The organism is Ureibacillus chungkukjangi, assembly GCF_044795995.1.
GTDB lineage: Bacteria > Bacillota > Bacilli > Bacillales_A > Planococcaceae > Ureibacillus > Ureibacillus chungkukjangi.
The window spans coordinates 667,712-685,169 of the sequence record NZ_CP085009.1 but is presented as its reverse complement, the minus strand read 5'-3'; the positions used below and the strand labels follow the sequence as shown (position 1 = coordinate 685,169).

The window sequence follows — 17,458 nt, the reverse complement described above, 5'->3', positions numbered from 1 at the left end:
TTATCATTACGCCTCTTTCATTATGTAAGATTACCTTACTTATATTTCAATTAGAGGAAATTTCCTTCAAAAAATTATATTTTAGATAATATTATATATTTATAATAGTCGAAAAATACTAAATATATCATTTTTTTAACATACTCAAAAATAATTTTTTGTTATTATAGTAACATTCTTATTTTACTATATCGGGAGGAGATTTTATGAAATTATCTATTAAATGGCGAGTACTTGCTATAGTGTTAATAATTATTGTTTTAGGCTTAGGGACTCTAGGAACAGTCAGCTCTCTTTTAATCACTTCGAAAACAGAGGATAACGTGATAGAACAGAGTAAGGTAGTAGTAAATGGCCTTTCAGATAATATCTCAACATTTTTATCTACTTACGAGAAAAGTATATTAAAATTAGCTGCATCGTCAGATATACAAAATTTCCATTTAAATTCATCTACATATAATGATGAAGCAGATCAGCTATATCGCTTTGATTTAGCAGAATACTTATCCATTTACGATGCTTCCTCAGGCATTTACTTTACTGATGGTGAATACACAATTATTGAACCACATTTTGAAGGGATTAATGATTTAGATATAAAATCTCGTCCTTGGTATACAAATGCAATTCAAAATCCAGATCAGTTTGTATGGTCATCTCCTTACCTGGATAGCGTTACTGGTGAATATGCAATAACAGGATCACTAGCGGTAAAAGATGGTAACACGGTCATTGGAGTTTTAGGCGTAGATATTTTATTAGCAGAGCTTACAGATATGCTCTCTTCTACTGATTTAGGCTATGAAGGATATCCAGTTGTATTAGACAGTAACGGCGTAGCTATTGTGCATCCTTCCCAAATGGGTGAAGACCTTAGTACAGATCGATTTGTACAAGCAATGCAGGTTGATGATAAAAGCATCAACAATATAAAATCAACTATTAACAATGAGGAATCAGTTATTGTTTATAAAAAGGTTCCAGACTTAAATTGGACAGTATCTGCTGTGTACCAAGTTGATAATTTACACGGTTTAGCTAAGGATATCCAGCAAGTAATAGCTTTAATTGCAGTTGCGATTATTGCAGTAACATTCATCGTTTTATATTTATTTATCACGAGCGTTTTAAAACCGATTAATAAACTTGGTGTCTTAATGGAAGAGGTTTCTCAAGGTGATTTATCAGTTAATATCAAGGTGAAATCTCAGGATGAAATCGGCAAGCTTGCTGAGCATTTCAACTCAATGCTTTCGAATATGAAAAATATCATTACTGTTGTTCAAGATTCATCCAATAATGTAGAGCAACGTTCCCACCATTTAAGTGCACTTGCAGAAGAAACAAGTGCTGCAAGTATCGAAGTTTCCAATGCTGTGAATGATATTGCGATCGGTGCAACCACTTCATCTGAAAATGCAGATATTGTCACAGAAACTACAGGACAGCTTGGCGAAAGAATCAATGACATGAAGGTTCAAACAGCATCGTTACACGACATTACAATCGAGACTGATAAGTTAAATATCATGGGGCATGAGAAGATGAATAATTTGCTAGGCTCCTTCACTCATTCAAAGCATGAATTAATGAATATGGCAGACGCAATAAATGGGCTTGAAATTAAAGTAGGCGCAATTGATACTGTAATGAACACAATCTCTGAAATTTCAGCTCAAACAAATTTACTTGCACTAAACGCTAGTATAGAAGCAGCGCGTGCAGGTGAGCATGGAAAAGGCTTCGCGGTAGTTGCGGATGAAGTAAGAAAGCTTGCAGAACAATCAGCAAAAGCAACTGAACAAGTAAAAACAACAATTCAGGAATTACAATCAGAGTCACAACAAGTCACAAATCGAATGACAGAGATGCAAAATACATTCCAAAATCAAGGACTTGTCGTTGAAGATACGAGTTCCCTATTCACAAATCTCTCAACATTGATTGAGAACATGGAGAGTACATTTAAAAATGTAATCTCTCAAATCGAAGGAATAGTAATTTATAAAGATCAAGTAGTTCAAACAATTGAAGAAATGTCCCTAACAGCACAATCTACAGCGGCTGCCTGCGAAGAAGTCAGTGCATCTAGTGATGAACAGCTAACAGCAATTCAATCTGTAGCTGAAGCATCTGAAGAACTAAATAATTTGAGTACAGAATTAGCGATTGCAATTAGTAAATTCAAAATATAAGAATTTTTATTGAAAGTGGTCCCAAAGGATTTTAGTACCCTTTGGGACACTTTAATATTAATTATTCCCTTCTTCTCACCATCGTCATAAATTCTGCTCTCTCAGTTTCGAATTCATGTTCTTCTACAAACCCTAGTTTTCCATATAAATGAATAGCTCTATTGTTAAATTTAGCAACTGTTAAACGTATAGGCGTGTTTTGAAATTTTTCTTCAACTAGTTTAATTATTAATAGGCAAAACTCAGTTCCTCTACCCTCTCCTACGAGCATTGGATTCATGCCAAGTCCCATATCAATAAATTTTTCTTCGTAAACTCCCATGGCATGTCCAGCTGGAACCTGGGCTGATTTTCCAGTACAAAAAAATCCAAATAATTCATTTTCCATATCTACTAAAGCATAGTATGAACTATCAAGTAATTCTTCAAGAGCTTCTTCTGAGTACTCATTATTATAAAAATCATATGGAGGTTTATATTTCCAATTTAGTATTTGAATAGCGAATTGATTATTCATGTTGTACACATTCAGTTTCATATTTACACTCACCCAACTATTCTTTTCGCTAAATATCTTGAAAAACCTTTATATGAATCTGTGATTATGATTACTTTTTACAAGGCATGCGAATAATTTTATTTTAGAGGACTTTTATATTTCTTATAGAATTCAACTATCTTTAAAGACATGTATTTCAGGAGGGATTTCAATGATTGCGAGTTTAATTGGCCATAGCGTTACTTTAAGAGAAATGTTAGAAACGGATTGGATGGATGTACATGCCTATGCTTCGCTTCCAACAGTTAGCAGGTTTCAGCCTTGGGGACCAAATTCAGAGGATGATTCATTAGAGTTCGTTCAGCAAGTGGTTTCCGATAGCAATGAAGTTCCTAGATCCCGCTTTGTCTTCGCAGTCATCGTAGAGAATAAACTAATCGGTTCTGGAGAAATCAATATTCAAGATTTCATCGATAGAAAAGGTGAAATTGGATATGTTGTACATCCAGATTATTGGGGATTGGGTTACGCTACAGAGGTGGCAAAGATGCTTATCGAATTTGGCTTTACACAGTTAAATCTGCACCGTATTTCTGCAACCTGTGACCCTCGAAATATCGGCTCTGTAAAGGTTCTAGAAAAGGTCGGCATGGTAAGAGAAGGAACAATTCGCGACGACTTTTTAATTCACAATGGCTGGCGAGACTCTCACCTCTACGGAATATTGGAGCATGAGTGGTTAGAACAAACAACTTCCAAAAAATAAAACAGTTATACTGAACCCTGTCCCAAACTCACCTCGCCCCTCGAGGTGAGTTTTTTAAATGTCTATAATCCATCACAAGTAAAAGACCAATTAGAAACTAGACCTTCTTTATGTACAATAGGATTCCCATTCAAATTATTACATGCGTTAGTTGCGTCCATAATTTCTTTATGCGTTAAATACATATCAATCGATAATCCAATTGCAATCATAATGGCAAGGGAGGAAATAATAATTACAACTTGTCTTTTCAAGTTAAAGCTCACTTTTATCTTTACACTCCTTATTTAACAGCAACAGTAATGATATATGAATAATGCAATTGGTAAATGACAATTTATTGCATCAAATTCGACTTGCTTTTATTAATATACGAAAAAGGAAGTGCGAATGTTTCATTTTTTCAGAAAAATACTTTTCTATATACCGTCATACAGTTTTATCCAAGGAAGGAAACAATATTGTGCTGATTCGATCGTTATATTTAGCAAAGGATTGTAAATAATTAAATGGCAGTACGATAGTGAATTTTCAAAAGGAGGATTTCAGAATGAATGCACAAAGAGCTCAAGAAATTTCAGAATCACCAGTCATTGCAAAGGTCCTGTATAACGGAGAAAAGGTCTATATTCAACATGTAAATGCAGACGCTGGAACAGCAAGAATCTATCCCCTCGATGATCCACAGAAAGAACAAGAGGTCTCATTATCAAATTTAACGGAACATTAATAATTAAAAATAGTTTAAGCGACAACTTGTTTGACTTTCAAATACAAAATAAAAATTTATTTAAATCCACCTTCTTTATTACCATTTAATGCTTTTCTAAGTAGTTTTTATTTATAGAATAAATCCGCTTTCCAAGAGCAAATTAGTATCTAGGAGGTGAATCCATGGGTAACAAAAACAGCAAGGAAACAATGAACACGAGAACCCACAACCCTTTTGAAACCTACGCGCATTTGCATAGGAATACTACAAGCCACCAAGATAACCCAGAAGATAATACTGCTGAAATAGCAGAAGAATTCGACTCAAAGGTTAAGAACAAAAATAATGCCACAAATCATGATAAAAATATGCAATCAAACAAACGATAAATTTAATCTATAAAATATTGGAGGAATTCACAAATGAGTAGAAAAAACAAAGCACAAAAAAATAACAACGATCAAAATAATCAAAAAAAGAATAAGCAAAATAACAACGCTGAGTATGCTCAAGAGTTTGATGTTCAAGAAAATAACAACAATAACTACAGCAAGCAAAACAATAACAACAATAATAATTAGTTAATAATAGATGCACTAAAAGTATTTATCGCGATACTTTTGGTGCATTTATTTTTGTCCTCAATCATCCAAAAGAGTCTTTAAAAATCTCTCTCGATTTTCTAAAAAGTACCTTGTAATCTGGTAATGACTAGTTTGTTCGTACTCAACCTCTTGTATAGTTTCTTCATCAAAACTATAGATAGTAGCATTAGGATACCCTAAAAGAATTGGAGAATGTGTGGCAATAATAAATTGACTATCCCCGTCATGTACTAAATCATTTATAATTCTTAAAAATGCAAGCTGTCTCTGAGGAGATAAGGCTGCTTCTGGCTCATCCAATATATAAATAGCATTGCCATTAAAACGGTTTGAGAATAAAGACATGAAGGATTCACCGTGAGATTGCTCGTGCAAGGACTTGCCTCCATATGCATTAAATGCTTTTACATCATCTATATGGGATGCAAAATTATAAAAAGATTCTGCTCTCAGAAAGAAGCCATTTGACATTTTTGGCCACCATGAAAGACTAATAAATTTACCTAATGCAGATTCGGAACGGTGGACATCGTAATAATTATTCCTTCCTCCACCAGCAGTATTAAATCCACATTTTTCAGCAATGGCTTCCAGGAGCGTTGATTTACCGGAACCATTTTCGCCAACAAAAAATGTTACTGGACCTTGAAACTCTAGATAGTCTAGTTCCTTTATTCCCGGAATCGAAAATGGGTATTCAGTAAAAGAAGAAATTAATTCTCGTTGGAGCTCAATTCTCTTTAACATTCTTCATCACCCGCTTTACAAATAATAACTCATAATGATAAGTTCACCTTTTTTGCCCATTCTACGTTCCCCTTCATCAACGTACCCACTTTTCTTATACAAGCTTTGCGCTACATCATTTTGAACATTCACAGCTAATACGATTTCGTTTATATTAATAAAGTTTTGCTTCACAAAAGAAGGCAATAGCTCTAATGCTTGCTTTGCATAGCCCTTCCCTAAATAGCGATAGTCCGTTGAAAATGTCCTTAATAAAATGGCATGACTATTAGTAGAATATGGCTTTACCCCAGCATTTTCATGTAGATTGAAGAAAGTAACAAGCTTCCCTTCCTCTATGGCTAATATGGCATAACGGTCTAAGTCTTCTTTTACCAGTTCCATACTATCAGTCGGTGAACCCGTATAGCGAAGCTGTTCTTCAGTTAATTGATATTGTTTAATCGCTTTTTCATATTGCTCTCCATAAAAACAAAGCTCCAATTTTCACACCTCGCAATAGAACGTTTGTTCCTATTTTATAATTATTCTAACGATTTTACAACCATATTTTTCAAAATATCTCTACTTCATTCCATTACTACGATTAAATTTATAGCTATATAATAAATCTCTCTCTACAAATCCAGCTTTAATATAAACATGATTTGCTTTGTCATTTTTAGCTTCAACACATAATTTCATCTCGTTTATTTCTCTGAAATTAAATATTTCTGTTACAACTTCCTTCAACAGCAGAGTGCCATATCCTCGATTTTGAGCAGTTGGTGCAATCGCAAAATAGTGTAAGTCTGCCTCATTCCTGTCCAAATCTACCTCGTAATAGGCATACCCAAGCATTTCTCCTGCTTCAGACTTGAGGATTTTTAATATATGCTCTTCATTTAATCGGCTTACAATTGTTTGAGCTCTATAATATGTATTCGGAAAAGCTGCTGAGTGCAGAGCTTCAAAAGCTTGAAAATCGTTTTGAATAAAGTCTGTACTCTTTATATCTTTAACCCTTACAAAATTTCTCTTCTCCAACCCTAAAATAAGGTGCTCTCCCGTTTTAGTTGCTTGGATCATATTCATAAAATCCTGTTGCTTTATATTTTCTTTATTTAAAAAGAAAGAAAAATTCCTAAGTGTTGGATACTCCTGCATTAGCTGCTCCCACAGTTGATTTTGTACAGTTAAGGTAGCATTTATATTAAATGGCCCCCAGACTTCTGCTGTTTCCTCGTCTATATCCACCCCGATAGCAGCCTCAATTTCCCCATAGCTATTCCTAGCAACCAGAAACGCAATTTTGCCATCATCCCCTACAAAATCTTCTTCTAAGGTTTCGTAGATTTCATCAGCTAGAAGTCCACAATAACCAATATGAAAGGCTTTTTGATTATTTAATTCAGCTAAAAAGTGCGCTAACTCTTTAAAATCTTGCGAAATCCCGATAGTACCTGTCATAAATACTCCTCACATTTCTTTTTCCTTCTAACTAAAAATTCGGTATCTCTGAAATTAATCCTTTTAAAAAAAGAAAAAAACGTCTCCTTTTACAGAAACGCTTTCTATTACATATTAGTGAATATCTTTTTTTCTAAAGTTTCCGCCCTTTACTTCTGCTACATCATAAACTGTAACAAATGCACCTGGGTCGATTTCTTGTATAATTACTTTCATTTTGCTTTCCTCTAATCGGTTGATGACACAAGTAATTTCCTTGAACATTTCATGTGAATAACCACCATAGACATCATTATAGGTTGCGCTACGACCTAATCGATCACGAATCGTTTCTACCATTACCTCAGGCTCAGCAGTAATAATTTTAAAGGTTTTTGAACCGCTTAAGCCTTCTTCCACAATATGGATTACCTTCGAAGCAATGAAGTATGCAATCCCCGAAAGAATGGCTCCTTGTAAACCAAATACAGTCGAAACAACGATGAAGACAAAGAGGTTTAAAAATAAAATCAAGTCACTTGTCCCAAAAGGCAATTTTTTAGATAGTAATACAGCTAACATATCAATACCATCTAACGCACCACCATTACGTAAGGCCAGACCCATCCCAAACCCGAGGATTATCCCACCAACAACAGTGATTAATAGCGTATCTCCTTCGATAATGGCTGGTATATGGTGCATCCATACTGTACCTACCGCTAAAGACACAATTCCAACTACTGAATATATGGCAAAGCTTTTACCGATTTGCTTATAGCCTAACCAAACAAACGGGATATTGAGGATAGAAATTAAAACCCCTAGAGGTAAATCGAAAAGCTGCGACCCGACGATACTTAAACCGGTTACTCCACCATCCGATACATTATTGGGAATCAATACGGCCTCTAATCCATATGCCGCGATTAACCCACCAAGGATAATCATGATCGTTTTTCCAAAAATTTTAGCTATATTTGGCTTTCTCTTTATAACCCTGTTCATCTCTTCTCCTACTTTCAAACTCACTTATATGTATGTATTTATGCCTTACTTCCTATTTAATTATAAGTTAGCTTGTCCAAAACTCAAAACACCTGCTCTAAGAATTTATATATGCAAATATCTTTTATTAAAATATTTTTCTTAAGCTCCTACTAGCAATGCCGTTAATTCCTCCACAGATTCAACTATTTGCGTAGGCTCACTTTCCGTCAGCTCTTCGATAGAACCGTAGCCATACTTTACTGCAATCGAATCAACCCCGGTTTCATTTGCCCCTATCACATCGTACTTTCTGTCACCAATCATTACGAACTCATCTTTTGGAAATTCTTGATATCCTGCTAAGATATACTGAATGATTTCTCCCTTTGCCGATCTTGTACCATCAAAGTTACTACCAACAATTTTGTCAAAGTACTCGTCCAGCTGAAAATACTTTATGATTTGCTCAGCAAAAGCAGTTACCTTTGAGGTTGCAACAACTAATATATACTGCTGCTCTTTTAATGCTTTTAATAACGGTACCATCCCATCATATAATACATTTTCATAAATCCCTTTTTCCTTAAATCGTTCTCGATAATGTTTTACAGCTAATAGAGTTTGTTCTTCTGTGAAACTATAAAATTCAGCAAATGAAACATGTAAAGGAGGTCCTATAAAGCAAGTCAGCTTCTCAAGGTTTGGTTCCTCGATATCCATTTTCCTAAGTGCATATTGAACCGACTTTGTAATCCCAACCACTGGATCCGTTAAGGTACCATCTAAGTCAAATAATATTACTTTATATTTTCCCATTAAAAACATCTCCTTTATTTGTAATATGTTTTATTTCTATCTGCCCCCAAGTTGCTTTCCAATTCTTTTTAGCAACGCGCTCTTCGTAAATAAATGCCCGTTTTTTATCTACTAAAATAAACGGTGTTGGTTGGACTATCATGTTAACAACATCGTAAATTCCACAAGGCGCAGTTAAAATTAGATTGTCCTCTGCATCCAGCTTCACTCCTAAAGCTGTTGCCGTTTCAGGAAACTTGGAAATTGCATCTGTAGAGGATTGATAGGGTTCACAATTATTGCGAAGGTGCATCCTTGCTTCATTTTTCACAGACCAAGGAGTGCTGGGCGAATATGATTTCAATGCTTCTTCATAAGCCTTTTCTTTTGCCTCATCAAGATTGGATGGGTCAAAATAAATCACATCCACATCTTCAATCTCCGTTCTAATATTGAAGCCATGTAATGTATCCCAAATCTTAGACCTTACAAATCCAGCACATATCCACCAATCCGGTAAGTTTAGTGCTTTAGCAGTTTTTAAGATTCCCATCATCCACAAGTCTTCTTGAATAATGGTTAATATTTTTTCTTCATCCAACAAATACTTAGGCCTCCACATGCTAAAAAAACTGCCGATTGGGGCAGCTGCAGCTTATTTTTTCTTTGCCTTAATGACGATAAAGGAAGGTCGTCGTTCCTCATCAATCAATTTTGGCCTTAGCTCTATTCCACCTGAAATTGATGTAGGCTCAATAATTCTTTCTAGAGTTAAACCTTTTTCAATCAACGTATTAATGAGAGTAGAAACAGTTCGATGGTACTTTACCACTCCATTTACATACCAATAGCCTTCCCGCTTACCTTCTTGTTTATAATGATCGACAGCCCAGTGCAGCTTGTTCCCTTCACTGTCCCTTACCCAGTTAGATATTACTTCTTTTCGGGCTGTTACTAGTGGATGCTCGGTGGAAAAGACAAATTCTCCATTAGCGATTAGCAGGCTCTTAATTTTATCTATTAGCTTCGGGTAGTCTTCAATATAATGAATGGCTAGGGAGCTTACGATGATATCGAAGGTTTGGTTATGTAAGTCTAGCTCTTCTATCGGAGAGCAGAGATAGTCGATTTTTTCATGAAGATTCTCCTTTCTAGCCTTTTCAATCATATTTTTAGAAATATCCACAGCAACCACCTTAGCTGCCCCTTTTTCTACGCAATACTTTGCAAAAGCACCAGCACCACACCCTAAGTCTAGAACCTTTTTCCCTTCTATTGCTGTCAGAAGTGATTTTATGGCGGGCTGCTCCACAAAATCATTGGCCGTAACACCACTATCTCTTAAAGCCGTATACTGTTTAAAAAAGACTTGGTTATCATAAATGTTTTGCTTCAAATTATCTCCTCCAATTTCCTATCGATAATTATCATGTAGTGGGGTAAACAAATCTTCATCAGAATTTCGAACCATTGAAAAGTTATCCACATTATAATGCCCATGCAAAATTCGATTGTGATGCTGAATGATTTGTTGACCAGATAGTGTATCTGAATCTGAAGTAGAATGTGCGTCGCCTACCAGAGTGACATCAAACCCATTGACCGTTGCACTCCTTACAGCCGTATCAATGCAATACTCTGTTTTACAGCCCATCATGACAAGATGCTCAACTTTATGTTCTTTTAAATAATCCTTTAAAGGAGTCCCATAAAACGAATTGGTTGCTGCTTTATTAAAAGTAACCGCACTCGCTGGCACTTTAATTTCATCGTGCACCTGAAAGCCTGTTCCCTCACCCTTAGATACATCTACATCCCTAATAAAAACTATCGGAATCTCTTTTTCTACTGCTTTTTGAATAACCAAGTTTATATTTTTTACTAGGCTTTCTTTTTCAATGACCCCTTTTTCGACTTCGTCTCCATCAATTAGTGCCTGCTGTGCATCGATAACTAATAAGGCTTGGTTCAAACCATTCGCCTCCTCTTTGGTAATTTTCATCTTCTTTGTATTCTTTAATTTCCCTTGGAAATCCTTCTTCAACACTACTATTTATTTTTTTGAAATCTCACCTTTCGCAAAAGCCAGAAAGCAATTATTAGTAATACTATTAAAATAGCAAAAGGCAATCCATCTGCAAGAAGGTTCATCCAGTGAAACGGTGCTTTTTGAGCATAGACTGCCTTCAACCACTTATTCCCTTCCTCTTCTACTGCAATTGCTTCCTTTGTTGTAATCCCCTTTATTTCAAAGTATTTTGTTCCTTCTGTATACGCATTCGATGCGTCGCCAAAATAACTGCCTGTCATCTCATTGGGTCTTCTTTTTACTTCTCCAATTTTCTTGCCTATTTTTTCTTCCAGCACTTCTTCCTCTGTCACCTCATAGACATCCCCCTTCCAAACTACAAAAGGATATGCCCAGCTTAATGCTTGAACAGAGGTGGAGGTTATGGAAAAACTCACAAGAACCATTAGCAGTATTTTCTTCATCCAAACACTCCTTTTACTCTGTAATCTACCACTTACTTCCCTATTCGATAAAAAAAGAACGATTACCTTTTAATAAAAGTAATCGCTCCATTTTATTTAATCCTGGTTATTGGCCAAAAACGAACAATACGCTTTTTAGCATAATGTAAAATCGGCTTTTCGTTTTCCGTCTCGATGCCGATACTCGAGAGTAATGTATTTTGTTGGAATTCAGCTTCTGCTTTTTCGATTAGCCAAGGCTCATGTAAAATGTCTGCTCTTAGTGGAACACCTTTTTTACTCACGTTATATAAGCAGTATCTTTCCAACAGCCATTCCTCTAAAGAGCCGCGGTTTGTCGGTGAAGCTTCCGATACTGACCTATAATTGCAACTTAGCTCTAAACCTGCTTTCTCTTCACTTTCAAAAACGATTAAATTCTTCTCCTGCTTCATGTTCATATCCATTTGCAGATATGGGAGCTGAAAAAAGGTTTTTGCAGATAAAGCAGCAAGATGCTTTGCAGCTGTTAACCGAAAAAAGTAAACACCTGGTTTTCCATTCATGGTTACATAAGTACGAATATTAAAGCCCGGATAGGTAGATATCCCTGGAACAGGAGGCACACCCCTCAAATGCATAGAGCTTGTTAAGTATGGCACAATGCTAATCCACCCGGTTTGGTAAAACGTATCCACTGTCAACTGACTTGGAACAATTTCCTCTAAAACCTTACGTGACACAGGATAATGGGCAAATAAGACATCCTTCCAGGTCTGCTTCATAATCCAGGGCAAGTTAGTAGTTAGCTTTTGCCTCTCATTTAAGTTGCTATTTTCAACAAACGTTCGCTCTTTCATTTCCTTAGAGTCACCGCCTTTAGTTAATGTCGATAAACCCTAGTATTAACTAAACTCCTGGTACCCAACCCGGTCTATTTATAATCATTTTCCATAATTGATCTGGAATCACTAATTCTTCTTGTTTTTCTTTATCAAGCTTCGTTACAATTTCAGCTTCTTTTCCATCTATAACTTTTTGAACCCAGTCAGGATCAATTAGTAATTCTCGTCCTAAAGCAAGTAGAGGGATTCCCGTTTCAAAGGCCTTACGAGCGTCCTCAGCACTATAAATTGAACCAACACCAATTAGTGGCACACGATTATTTATTTTCTCAAGTAAATATTCAACTCGTGTTTTTGTTAAATCATCTACACCTCTATGAACAGTTGAGAAGAAATCACCTAATGAAACATGTAAATAATCTAGACCTTTATCAGCTAAAGCATCTACTAATTCCAGCGTATCTGCCATTGTAATTCCTTTTTCCTCTGGCTCTTCCGGTGAAAAGCGATGACCAACGATGAAGGAAGAATCTCCATACTTTTCTACAACATTCTTCACCTTATCAACTACAGCTAACGGGAATGCCATACGTTTTTCTAAAGTACCGCCAAAACGGTCCTCACGACGATTTGAGTGACCAGAGAAAAATTGCTGAATTAAATAACCATTGGCACCATGAATTTCAACCCCATCATAACCAGCTTCAATCGCACGACGAGTTGCTTCTCCATAAGCATTGATAATTTCTTCAATTTCACCTTCTGTTAAAGGTCTTGGTGTCTTTCCTGGTACACCATTTTGTTCTGCCGGAATATCACTTGCACTTACGATTTCACCATTTGGTACTAATTCAGGTGGCGACATTTTTCCACCATGGTAAATTTGTAAAACAGCTTTAGCTCCCTGCTCTTTAATAGCGTCGGCTACACGTTTCAAGTCTGGAATAAATTCATCATTGTAGGCTGCAAATTGCCCATGGAAGCCCTGCCCGTTCGCAGTTACGTGTGTACAAGCAGTAATCACCATGCTCACTCCATTTGAGCGACGTGAATAGTACTTAATTTCAGCATCTGTCACCGTACCATCCACATTCGAAGACCAGTGAGTCATTGGAGCCATCACAATACGGTTTTTCAATTCTATTCCATTAGGTAAAGTAAATGATGCAAATAAATCTTTATATTTTTCATTCATGTTTATATTCCTCCCCATCTTCTTTTGACAGAGTCTATTAAAAATCACAGGATTTCTATACTTAATAACGATGCCCATGACCCTTGAGATATAGACCCTATTTATATACTAAACCTACAAACTACATTTTATTAAGTGATATGCACTTTAAAAATACGCATCCTAAATTTTGGGTAATTTGACCCTCTAAATCCCAAAATTTATTCAGAGATAATTATATGGACATAGATTTGTAGCACAATTTCAAATTTTTAGAGAAGATTTTACATATAAATATCCTAGGCAAGATATCACTTTTGCACTATTTTTATCATATAAATCCATATTATATCAAATTCTTATCTTCATGCCGCAAAAGTCCAATGCACTAGACACTCTATTTTAATATTACACATAAACTTAAGTCCTATAGAATATAGACTATATCAAAATTTGGTGTATATAATAGAAAAAAGTCGAAATTTAGGGTGAAATCAATTGGACGATATCGTAATTACAGGCTATGGCATTAAAGCACCTGGCGTTTTAGATAAATTTAGTTTTTTAAATGTACTAGAAAAAGGAATTTGTACTCAGAGCATATTAAAAAATGCAGACCCGTCTCAAAGTGATTTCGTTGCAGGTATTATTGACGAAAGCTTTCTCGAGATTAGTCAAAGAAATTATCAACGCTATCCCCGCTCGGTAAGAATTGCGGTTGCAGCAGCATTAGATGCTTGTGAAATGTCAAATCTAAATTATTTCGAGCCCTCTCGAGTTGCTGTAATAATAGGTACTGCCGCTGGAGCGATTCTTGAAATTGAACAACACTCTGCTGATGCATTTGATTTTAAAAAATTCCCCATCCAAGGGGTTTCAATAGTTGATACGCATACACTATCAAGTTCAGTAGCTGAAGCAATCGGTCTAAGTGGCCCAGCCTTTACATTAACAACAGGCTGTACAGCAAGTTTAGATGCAGTATCATTTGGAAAACTTCTTCTTGAGAGTGGAAGTGTAGACGCTTGTATAGTAGGTGGATCTGATGCTCCATTAGGCCAGTGGACCATCCATGGCTTCAAAAAAATTAGAGCCCTTTCAACTGATTCCACTATTGAAAGTGCTGGTATTCCATTCTCTACAGAACATCGCGGTTTTGTTTTAGCTGAGGGTGCCGGGGTAATTACCATGGAAAGAAGAGAAACAGCAATCAAGCGAAATCAGAAGATTTACGGCAAGATTGAAAAAGTCGTTTCAAGAAATGAAGGACAAAAGATACTAAACTTTGATAAAACCGGAAAACATATGCTTAAAGTATTCCAAGACACAGTTGAAGATACGGTACCCAGCTATGTAAATAGCCAAGCACTTGGCATGGATGCAAACGACCAAATAGAGCGCTTTGTTCTAAAAGAGACATTTGGTACAGAAGTGCCAATCACGTCCATAAAGGGAATGCTCGGTCACACATTTGGTGCTATGGGGGCAATGCAAATAATTTCGTCCTTACTATCAATGGAATACGGCTTTATCCCTCCGACCACTAAAACAAAAGGAATCGGGTTTGAGGATATCCCTATTGTTTTTAACACAAGGCAACAAGATATTGAGTCAGTGTGCATAACTACCCATGGGAGTAGTGGAAATAATGCTTATCTATTACTGACACATACATAGGAGGCCCATTCTTACATGTTTTTAATTTTTTTAATTATTTTAGCTTTAATTCCTATTTGCGTTGGTATTACGCTCTTAGTTTTATTTAATAAAAATAAACTCTCAAAGGTTATTTTACTATTCTTACTGCTTGCAACCCTGTGGCAGCTAGATGTTGCCTTTTTATATTCGCATGAGTTATTTAAAGAAGAAACCATCACTTTCTTTTTCAAGCTTTTCAGATTCGGCCCAATTATGGTCACACCGACACTTTTCTATATTGGCTATATAATGGTTCAAGAAACATTATCAAATGATTTGCAAAAAAAGTGGCGATTCCTTGTTAATCGAACAACCGTTATTATCTCATATGTATTAGCTTTTATAGTGTACCTGATTGGATGGACTTCAAGTGGAGTAAAAGATTTACAGCTTATACAGGAAGGTATGAATATATTTTACTTCCCTATCTACGGCGAGCTCCATTGGGTATTTCAAGGCAATATTGTACTTTTCTTTGCTAGTACTGCTCTCTGTTTCTTGGTTAGTCTCAAAGTACAAAATAAGAGTGAACGTTCATTTCTAATTTATTTTATAATCTTCTCGACTATCGGGTATTTAATAGGTACTTTGAATATGTTTTCAACTACAAGATTGTATCCAAGCTCGATCGCCGTGCTTGTATTTGCAGTTTCGTTATTAATACTAGCGAGCAGAATGCATATCAAAATTGTAAATAATATGAACAAGAAGCTAAATGAGCAAAAGAAGTTCTTATTTCAAGTAATTGATTTAAATCCTAACTATATTTATGCACAGGACAAATTTGGTCGTTATACACTTTTAAATCAATCCTATGCTCAGTTAATGGGAATGGATATACTAGCGATGATTGGAAAATCTGACGCTGAACTACAAATTAATCAGAACGAGAAGAAGCAAAATTTGACCCTAGAAATTGATAAATCCAATTCACAAAGTAAACTCTTCATTAGAGAAGAATCTCTTACTGCCGCAACAGGCGAGAAAATTTGGGTACAGACTGCAAAAGTACCTATTAATTTTAATGAGAGTTCTGCATCACTTGCCGTATCAACAGACATTACAGAACGAAAGCAGTATGAGGATGAAATCAAATTCCAGGCAAATCATGATGCTTTAACTGGATTACCAAATCGCCGTATGTTCAATGAGGACCTTACAGACCTTTTAGAAAAAGCGAAAATAGAAAAAAGTCAAAGTGCTATTATGTTTCTTGATTTAGATCGTTTTAAATACATTAATGATACCCTAGGACATGATTGGGGAGATCTTTTATTGGTTGAGGTTTCGAGACGTATGGAAACCTTACTAAAAAAACAACACCGCTCTGCCAAAATTTATAGACTCGGTGGCGATGAGTTTACGGTTATCCTTCCCTACTACAATTCAACCGAAAGTGGAAAATTTGCTAACGAATTACTGGAGCTGTTTAAAAATGGCTTTATCATTGCCGATAGCGAGTACTTTATTACACCAAGCATAGGTATCAGTATTTATCCAAATGATGGAGAAGATGCAAATACGCTTATTAAACACGCTGACACTGCCATGTACTATGTAAAGGAAAAAGGAAAGAATAACTATCAATTATTCAATTCAGATATGCAAAGTAATTTCTATAGAAAAATGATGATAGAAAAGCAATTGCGTACAGGTCTAGATAATAAAGAATTCGAGCTTTACTACCAGCCGATAATTGATTTAAAAACTAATGAAATTATTGCAATGGAGTCACTTTTAAGATGGAATAATCCAATTCTTGGACTAGTTTCTCCAGATGAATTCATATCAATTGCAGAAGAAACTGGAATGATTATTCCCATCGGTAAGTGGGTATTAAATACCGCCCTAAAACAAAATATTCAATGGCAGAACGAAGGCTACATTCCCTTAAAAACAAGTGTTAATGTTTCTGTTCGACAACTACTTGATTCAAACTTTGTAGCTGATGTGAAAAAAGTGGTAGAAGATGTAGGAATTAATGCAGACCTTGTTGTGTTAGAAATAACTGAGAGCATTGCCATGTATGCTGATTCTATGATTGCAAAGCTCAATACATTAAAAGATCTTGGTATCAGTCTCTCGATGGATGACTTTGGAACAGGCTATTCATCCTTAAGCTATCTGAATAAGTATCCACTCGATTCGTTGAAAATCGATAAATCCTTTGTTATGGGCATGAATCAAGACGATGAGAACAAGGCGATTGTAAAAACGATTATTGCAATTGCACAGCAGCTTGATTTAAGTGTTATTGCTGAAGGAGTTGAGGGCCAGGAAGAAGCTCATGTTTTAAATTCGATGGGCTGTGATTTTGCTCAGGGCTATTACTACAGCCGTCCACTACCAGCAAATGAAATCAAGAAAAAGTGGCTAATGACTAGGGACTAAAACAAGAAAATATACTTAAAAAGCCTATCCTCTGAGAAATCTAGGATAGGCTTCTATTTATTTCGTTTTCTTTAGCCTATGATTAATAATTTACGAAGAATGCCGCTATATCAGCATTTCCAAAAACCTTCTGCTACA

20 protein-coding genes are annotated in these 17,458 nt (G+C 35.8%); 7 read left to right on the top strand and 13 right to left on the bottom strand.

Annotation, left to right across the window (positions count from 1 at the left end):
• The first annotated feature begins 206 nt into the window (after nucleotides 1–206).
• Complete coding sequence (locus LG296_RS03570; RefSeq protein WP_404427487.1) at nucleotides 207–2,198, top strand: methyl-accepting chemotaxis protein; 1,992 nt, start codon at nucleotides 207–209, stop codon at nucleotides 2,196–2,198.
• 61 nt (nucleotides 2,199–2,259) lie between these two features.
• Here the strand turns inward: LG296_RS03570 and LG296_RS03565 are convergent, their stop codons facing one another.
• A complete protein-coding gene (locus LG296_RS03565) occupies nucleotides 2,260–2,736 on the bottom strand; it encodes a GNAT family N-acetyltransferase (RefSeq protein WP_404427486.1) in 477 nt (158 codons plus the stop codon).
• 172 nt (nucleotides 2,737–2,908) lie between these two features.
• On the opposite strand from LG296_RS03565, the gene LG296_RS03560 reads away from it, so the two are divergent.
• Nucleotides 2,909–3,463 (top strand): GNAT family N-acetyltransferase, encoded by a 555-nt coding sequence (locus LG296_RS03560; protein ID WP_404427485.1) that lies wholly within the window; start codon nucleotides 2,909–2,911, stop codon nucleotides 3,461–3,463.
• Between the two features lie 62 nt (nucleotides 3,464–3,525).
• Here LG296_RS03560 and LG296_RS03555 read toward each other — a convergent pair whose 3' ends face one another.
• Entirely contained in the window at nucleotides 3,526–3,717 is a 192-nt protein-coding gene (locus LG296_RS03555; RefSeq protein WP_404427484.1) for a hypothetical protein, read from the bottom strand.
• 296 nt (nucleotides 3,718–4,013) lie between these two features.
• On the opposite strand from LG296_RS03555, the gene LG296_RS03550 reads away from it, so the two are divergent.
• The 3 genes from LG296_RS03550 (at nucleotide 4,014) to LG296_RS03540 (ending at nucleotide 4,756) form a co-directional block, all read left to right on the top strand.
• Nucleotides 4,014–4,193, top strand: coding sequence for a small acid-soluble spore protein H (locus LG296_RS03550; RefSeq protein WP_251400341.1), 180 nt, complete (start codon nucleotides 4,014–4,016; stop codon nucleotides 4,191–4,193).
• 164 nt (nucleotides 4,194–4,357) lie between these two features.
• Complete coding sequence (locus LG296_RS03545) at nucleotides 4,358–4,564, top strand: hypothetical protein (RefSeq protein WP_251400339.1); 207 nt, start codon at nucleotides 4,358–4,360, stop codon at nucleotides 4,562–4,564.
• 33 nt (nucleotides 4,565–4,597) lie between these two features.
• Nucleotides 4,598–4,756 carry a hypothetical protein gene (locus tag LG296_RS03540; RefSeq protein WP_404427483.1) on the top strand — a complete coding sequence of 53 codons (159 nt, stop codon included), beginning with the start codon at nucleotides 4,598–4,600 and terminating at the stop codon, nucleotides 4,754–4,756.
• Nucleotides 4,757–4,816: 60 nt separating this feature from the next.
• Here the strand turns inward: LG296_RS03540 and LG296_RS03535 are convergent, their stop codons facing one another.
• From LG296_RS03535 to LG296_RS03485, 11 genes are all read right to left on the bottom strand, one after another.
• Complete coding sequence (locus LG296_RS03535) at nucleotides 4,817–5,527, bottom strand: AAA family ATPase (RefSeq protein WP_404427482.1); 711 nt, start codon at nucleotides 5,525–5,527, stop codon at nucleotides 4,817–4,819.
• A gap of 15 nt (nucleotides 5,528–5,542) precedes the next feature.
• Complete coding sequence (locus LG296_RS03530) at nucleotides 5,543–6,010, bottom strand: GNAT family N-acetyltransferase (protein ID WP_251400333.1); 468 nt, start codon at nucleotides 6,008–6,010, stop codon at nucleotides 5,543–5,545.
• 81 nt (nucleotides 6,011–6,091) lie between these two features.
• A complete protein-coding gene (locus LG296_RS03525) occupies nucleotides 6,092–6,976 on the bottom strand; it encodes a GNAT family N-acetyltransferase (protein WP_404427481.1) in 885 nt (294 codons plus the stop codon).
• A gap of 114 nt (nucleotides 6,977–7,090) precedes the next feature.
• Complete coding sequence (locus LG296_RS03520) at nucleotides 7,091–7,963, bottom strand: YitT family protein (protein ID WP_251400328.1); 873 nt, start codon at nucleotides 7,961–7,963, stop codon at nucleotides 7,091–7,093.
• 141 nt (nucleotides 7,964–8,104) lie between these two features.
• Complete coding sequence (locus LG296_RS03515; protein WP_251400327.1) at nucleotides 8,105–8,761, bottom strand: HAD family hydrolase; 657 nt, start codon at nucleotides 8,759–8,761, stop codon at nucleotides 8,105–8,107.
• The gene (locus LG296_RS03510; RefSeq protein WP_404427480.1) at nucleotides 8,748–9,344 is read right to left on the bottom strand and encodes a nucleotidyltransferase family protein; all 597 of its coding nucleotides are present in this window, start codon (nucleotides 9,342–9,344) and stop codon (nucleotides 8,748–8,750) included. Before LG296_RS03510 ends, LG296_RS03515 begins: the two co-directional genes overlap by 14 nt.
• A 51-nt stretch (nucleotides 9,345–9,395) precedes the next feature.
• On the bottom strand, nucleotides 9,396–10,136 hold the full coding sequence (locus LG296_RS03505; protein WP_404427479.1) for a class I SAM-dependent methyltransferase: 741 nt from the start codon (nucleotides 10,134–10,136) through the stop codon (nucleotides 9,396–9,398).
• Between the two features lie 18 nt (nucleotides 10,137–10,154).
• A complete protein-coding gene (locus LG296_RS03500; protein WP_404427959.1) occupies nucleotides 10,155–10,712 on the bottom strand; it encodes a cysteine hydrolase family protein in 558 nt (185 codons plus the stop codon).
• A 77-nt stretch (nucleotides 10,713–10,789) separates the two neighbouring features.
• Entirely contained in the window at nucleotides 10,790–11,233 is a 444-nt protein-coding gene (locus tag LG296_RS03495) for a hypothetical protein (protein WP_404427478.1), read from the bottom strand.
• 92 nt (nucleotides 11,234–11,325) lie between these two features.
• On the bottom strand, nucleotides 11,326–12,072 hold the full coding sequence (locus LG296_RS03490) for a YqjF family protein (RefSeq protein WP_404427477.1): 747 nt from the start codon (nucleotides 12,070–12,072) through the stop codon (nucleotides 11,326–11,328).
• A gap of 49 nt (nucleotides 12,073–12,121) precedes the next feature.
• Nucleotides 12,122–13,252, bottom strand: a complete 1,131-nt coding sequence (locus LG296_RS03485) for an NADH-dependent flavin oxidoreductase (protein WP_404427476.1) — start codon at nucleotides 13,250–13,252, stop codon at nucleotides 12,122–12,124.
• A gap of 477 nt (nucleotides 13,253–13,729) precedes the next feature.
• Here LG296_RS03485 and LG296_RS03480 point away from each other — a divergent pair, with 477 nt between their 5' ends.
• Together LG296_RS03480 and LG296_RS03475 are read left to right on the top strand one after the other, a co-directional pair.
• Nucleotides 13,730–14,908: a beta-ketoacyl synthase N-terminal-like domain-containing protein gene (locus tag LG296_RS03480; protein ID WP_404427475.1), complete on the top strand. Its 1,179-nt coding sequence runs from the start codon at nucleotides 13,730–13,732 to the stop codon at nucleotides 14,906–14,908.
• Nucleotides 14,909–14,923: 15 nt separating this feature from the next.
• Nucleotides 14,924–17,320 carry an EAL domain-containing protein gene (locus LG296_RS03475; RefSeq protein ID WP_404427474.1) on the top strand — a complete coding sequence of 799 codons (2,397 nt, stop codon included), beginning with the start codon at nucleotides 14,924–14,926 and terminating at the stop codon, nucleotides 17,318–17,320.
• The last annotated feature ends 138 nt before the right edge of the window (nucleotides 17,321–17,458 follow it).

Excerpts from the sequence above, each read along its gene's own strand:
- LG296_RS03540 (WP_404427483.1), top strand. The coding sequence starts at position 4,598 with ATGAGTAGAAAAAACAAAGCACAAAAAAATAACAACGATCAAAATAAT.
- LG296_RS03490 (WP_404427477.1), bottom strand. The coding sequence starts at position 12,072 with ATGAAAGAGCGAACGTTTGTTGAAAATAGCAACTTAAATGAGAGGCAA.
- LG296_RS03495 (WP_404427478.1), bottom strand. The coding sequence starts at position 11,233 with ATGAAGAAAATACTGCTAATGGTTCTTGTGAGTTTTTCCATAACCTCC.
- LG296_RS03520 (WP_251400328.1), bottom strand. The coding sequence starts at position 7,963 with ATGAACAGGGTTATAAAGAGAAAGCCAAATATAGCTAAAATTTTTGGA.
- LG296_RS03565 (WP_404427486.1), bottom strand. The coding sequence starts at position 2,736 with ATGAAACTGAATGTGTACAACATGAATAATCAATTCGCTATTCAAATA.
- LG296_RS03560 (WP_404427485.1), top strand. The coding sequence starts at position 2,909 with ATGATTGCGAGTTTAATTGGCCATAGCGTTACTTTAAGAGAAATGTTA.
- LG296_RS03485 (WP_404427476.1), bottom strand. The coding sequence starts at position 13,252 with ATGAATGAAAAATATAAAGATTTATTTGCATCATTTACTTTACCTAAT.
- LG296_RS03515 (WP_251400327.1), bottom strand. The coding sequence starts at position 8,761 with ATGGGAAAATATAAAGTAATATTATTTGACTTAGATGGTACCTTAACG.
- LG296_RS03550 (WP_251400341.1), top strand. The coding sequence starts at position 4,014 with ATGAATGCACAAAGAGCTCAAGAAATTTCAGAATCACCAGTCATTGCA.
- LG296_RS03475 (WP_404427474.1), top strand. The coding sequence starts at position 14,924 with ATGTTTTTAATTTTTTTAATTATTTTAGCTTTAATTCCTATTTGCGTT.
- LG296_RS03525 (WP_404427481.1), bottom strand. The coding sequence starts at position 6,976 with ATGACAGGTACTATCGGGATTTCGCAAGATTTTAAAGAGTTAGCGCAC.
- LG296_RS03545 (WP_251400339.1), top strand. The coding sequence starts at position 4,358 with ATGGGTAACAAAAACAGCAAGGAAACAATGAACACGAGAACCCACAAC.
- LG296_RS03535 (WP_404427482.1), bottom strand. The coding sequence starts at position 5,527 with ATGTTAAAGAGAATTGAGCTCCAACGAGAATTAATTTCTTCTTTTACT.
- LG296_RS03570 (WP_404427487.1), top strand. The coding sequence starts at position 207 with ATGAAATTATCTATTAAATGGCGAGTACTTGCTATAGTGTTAATAATT.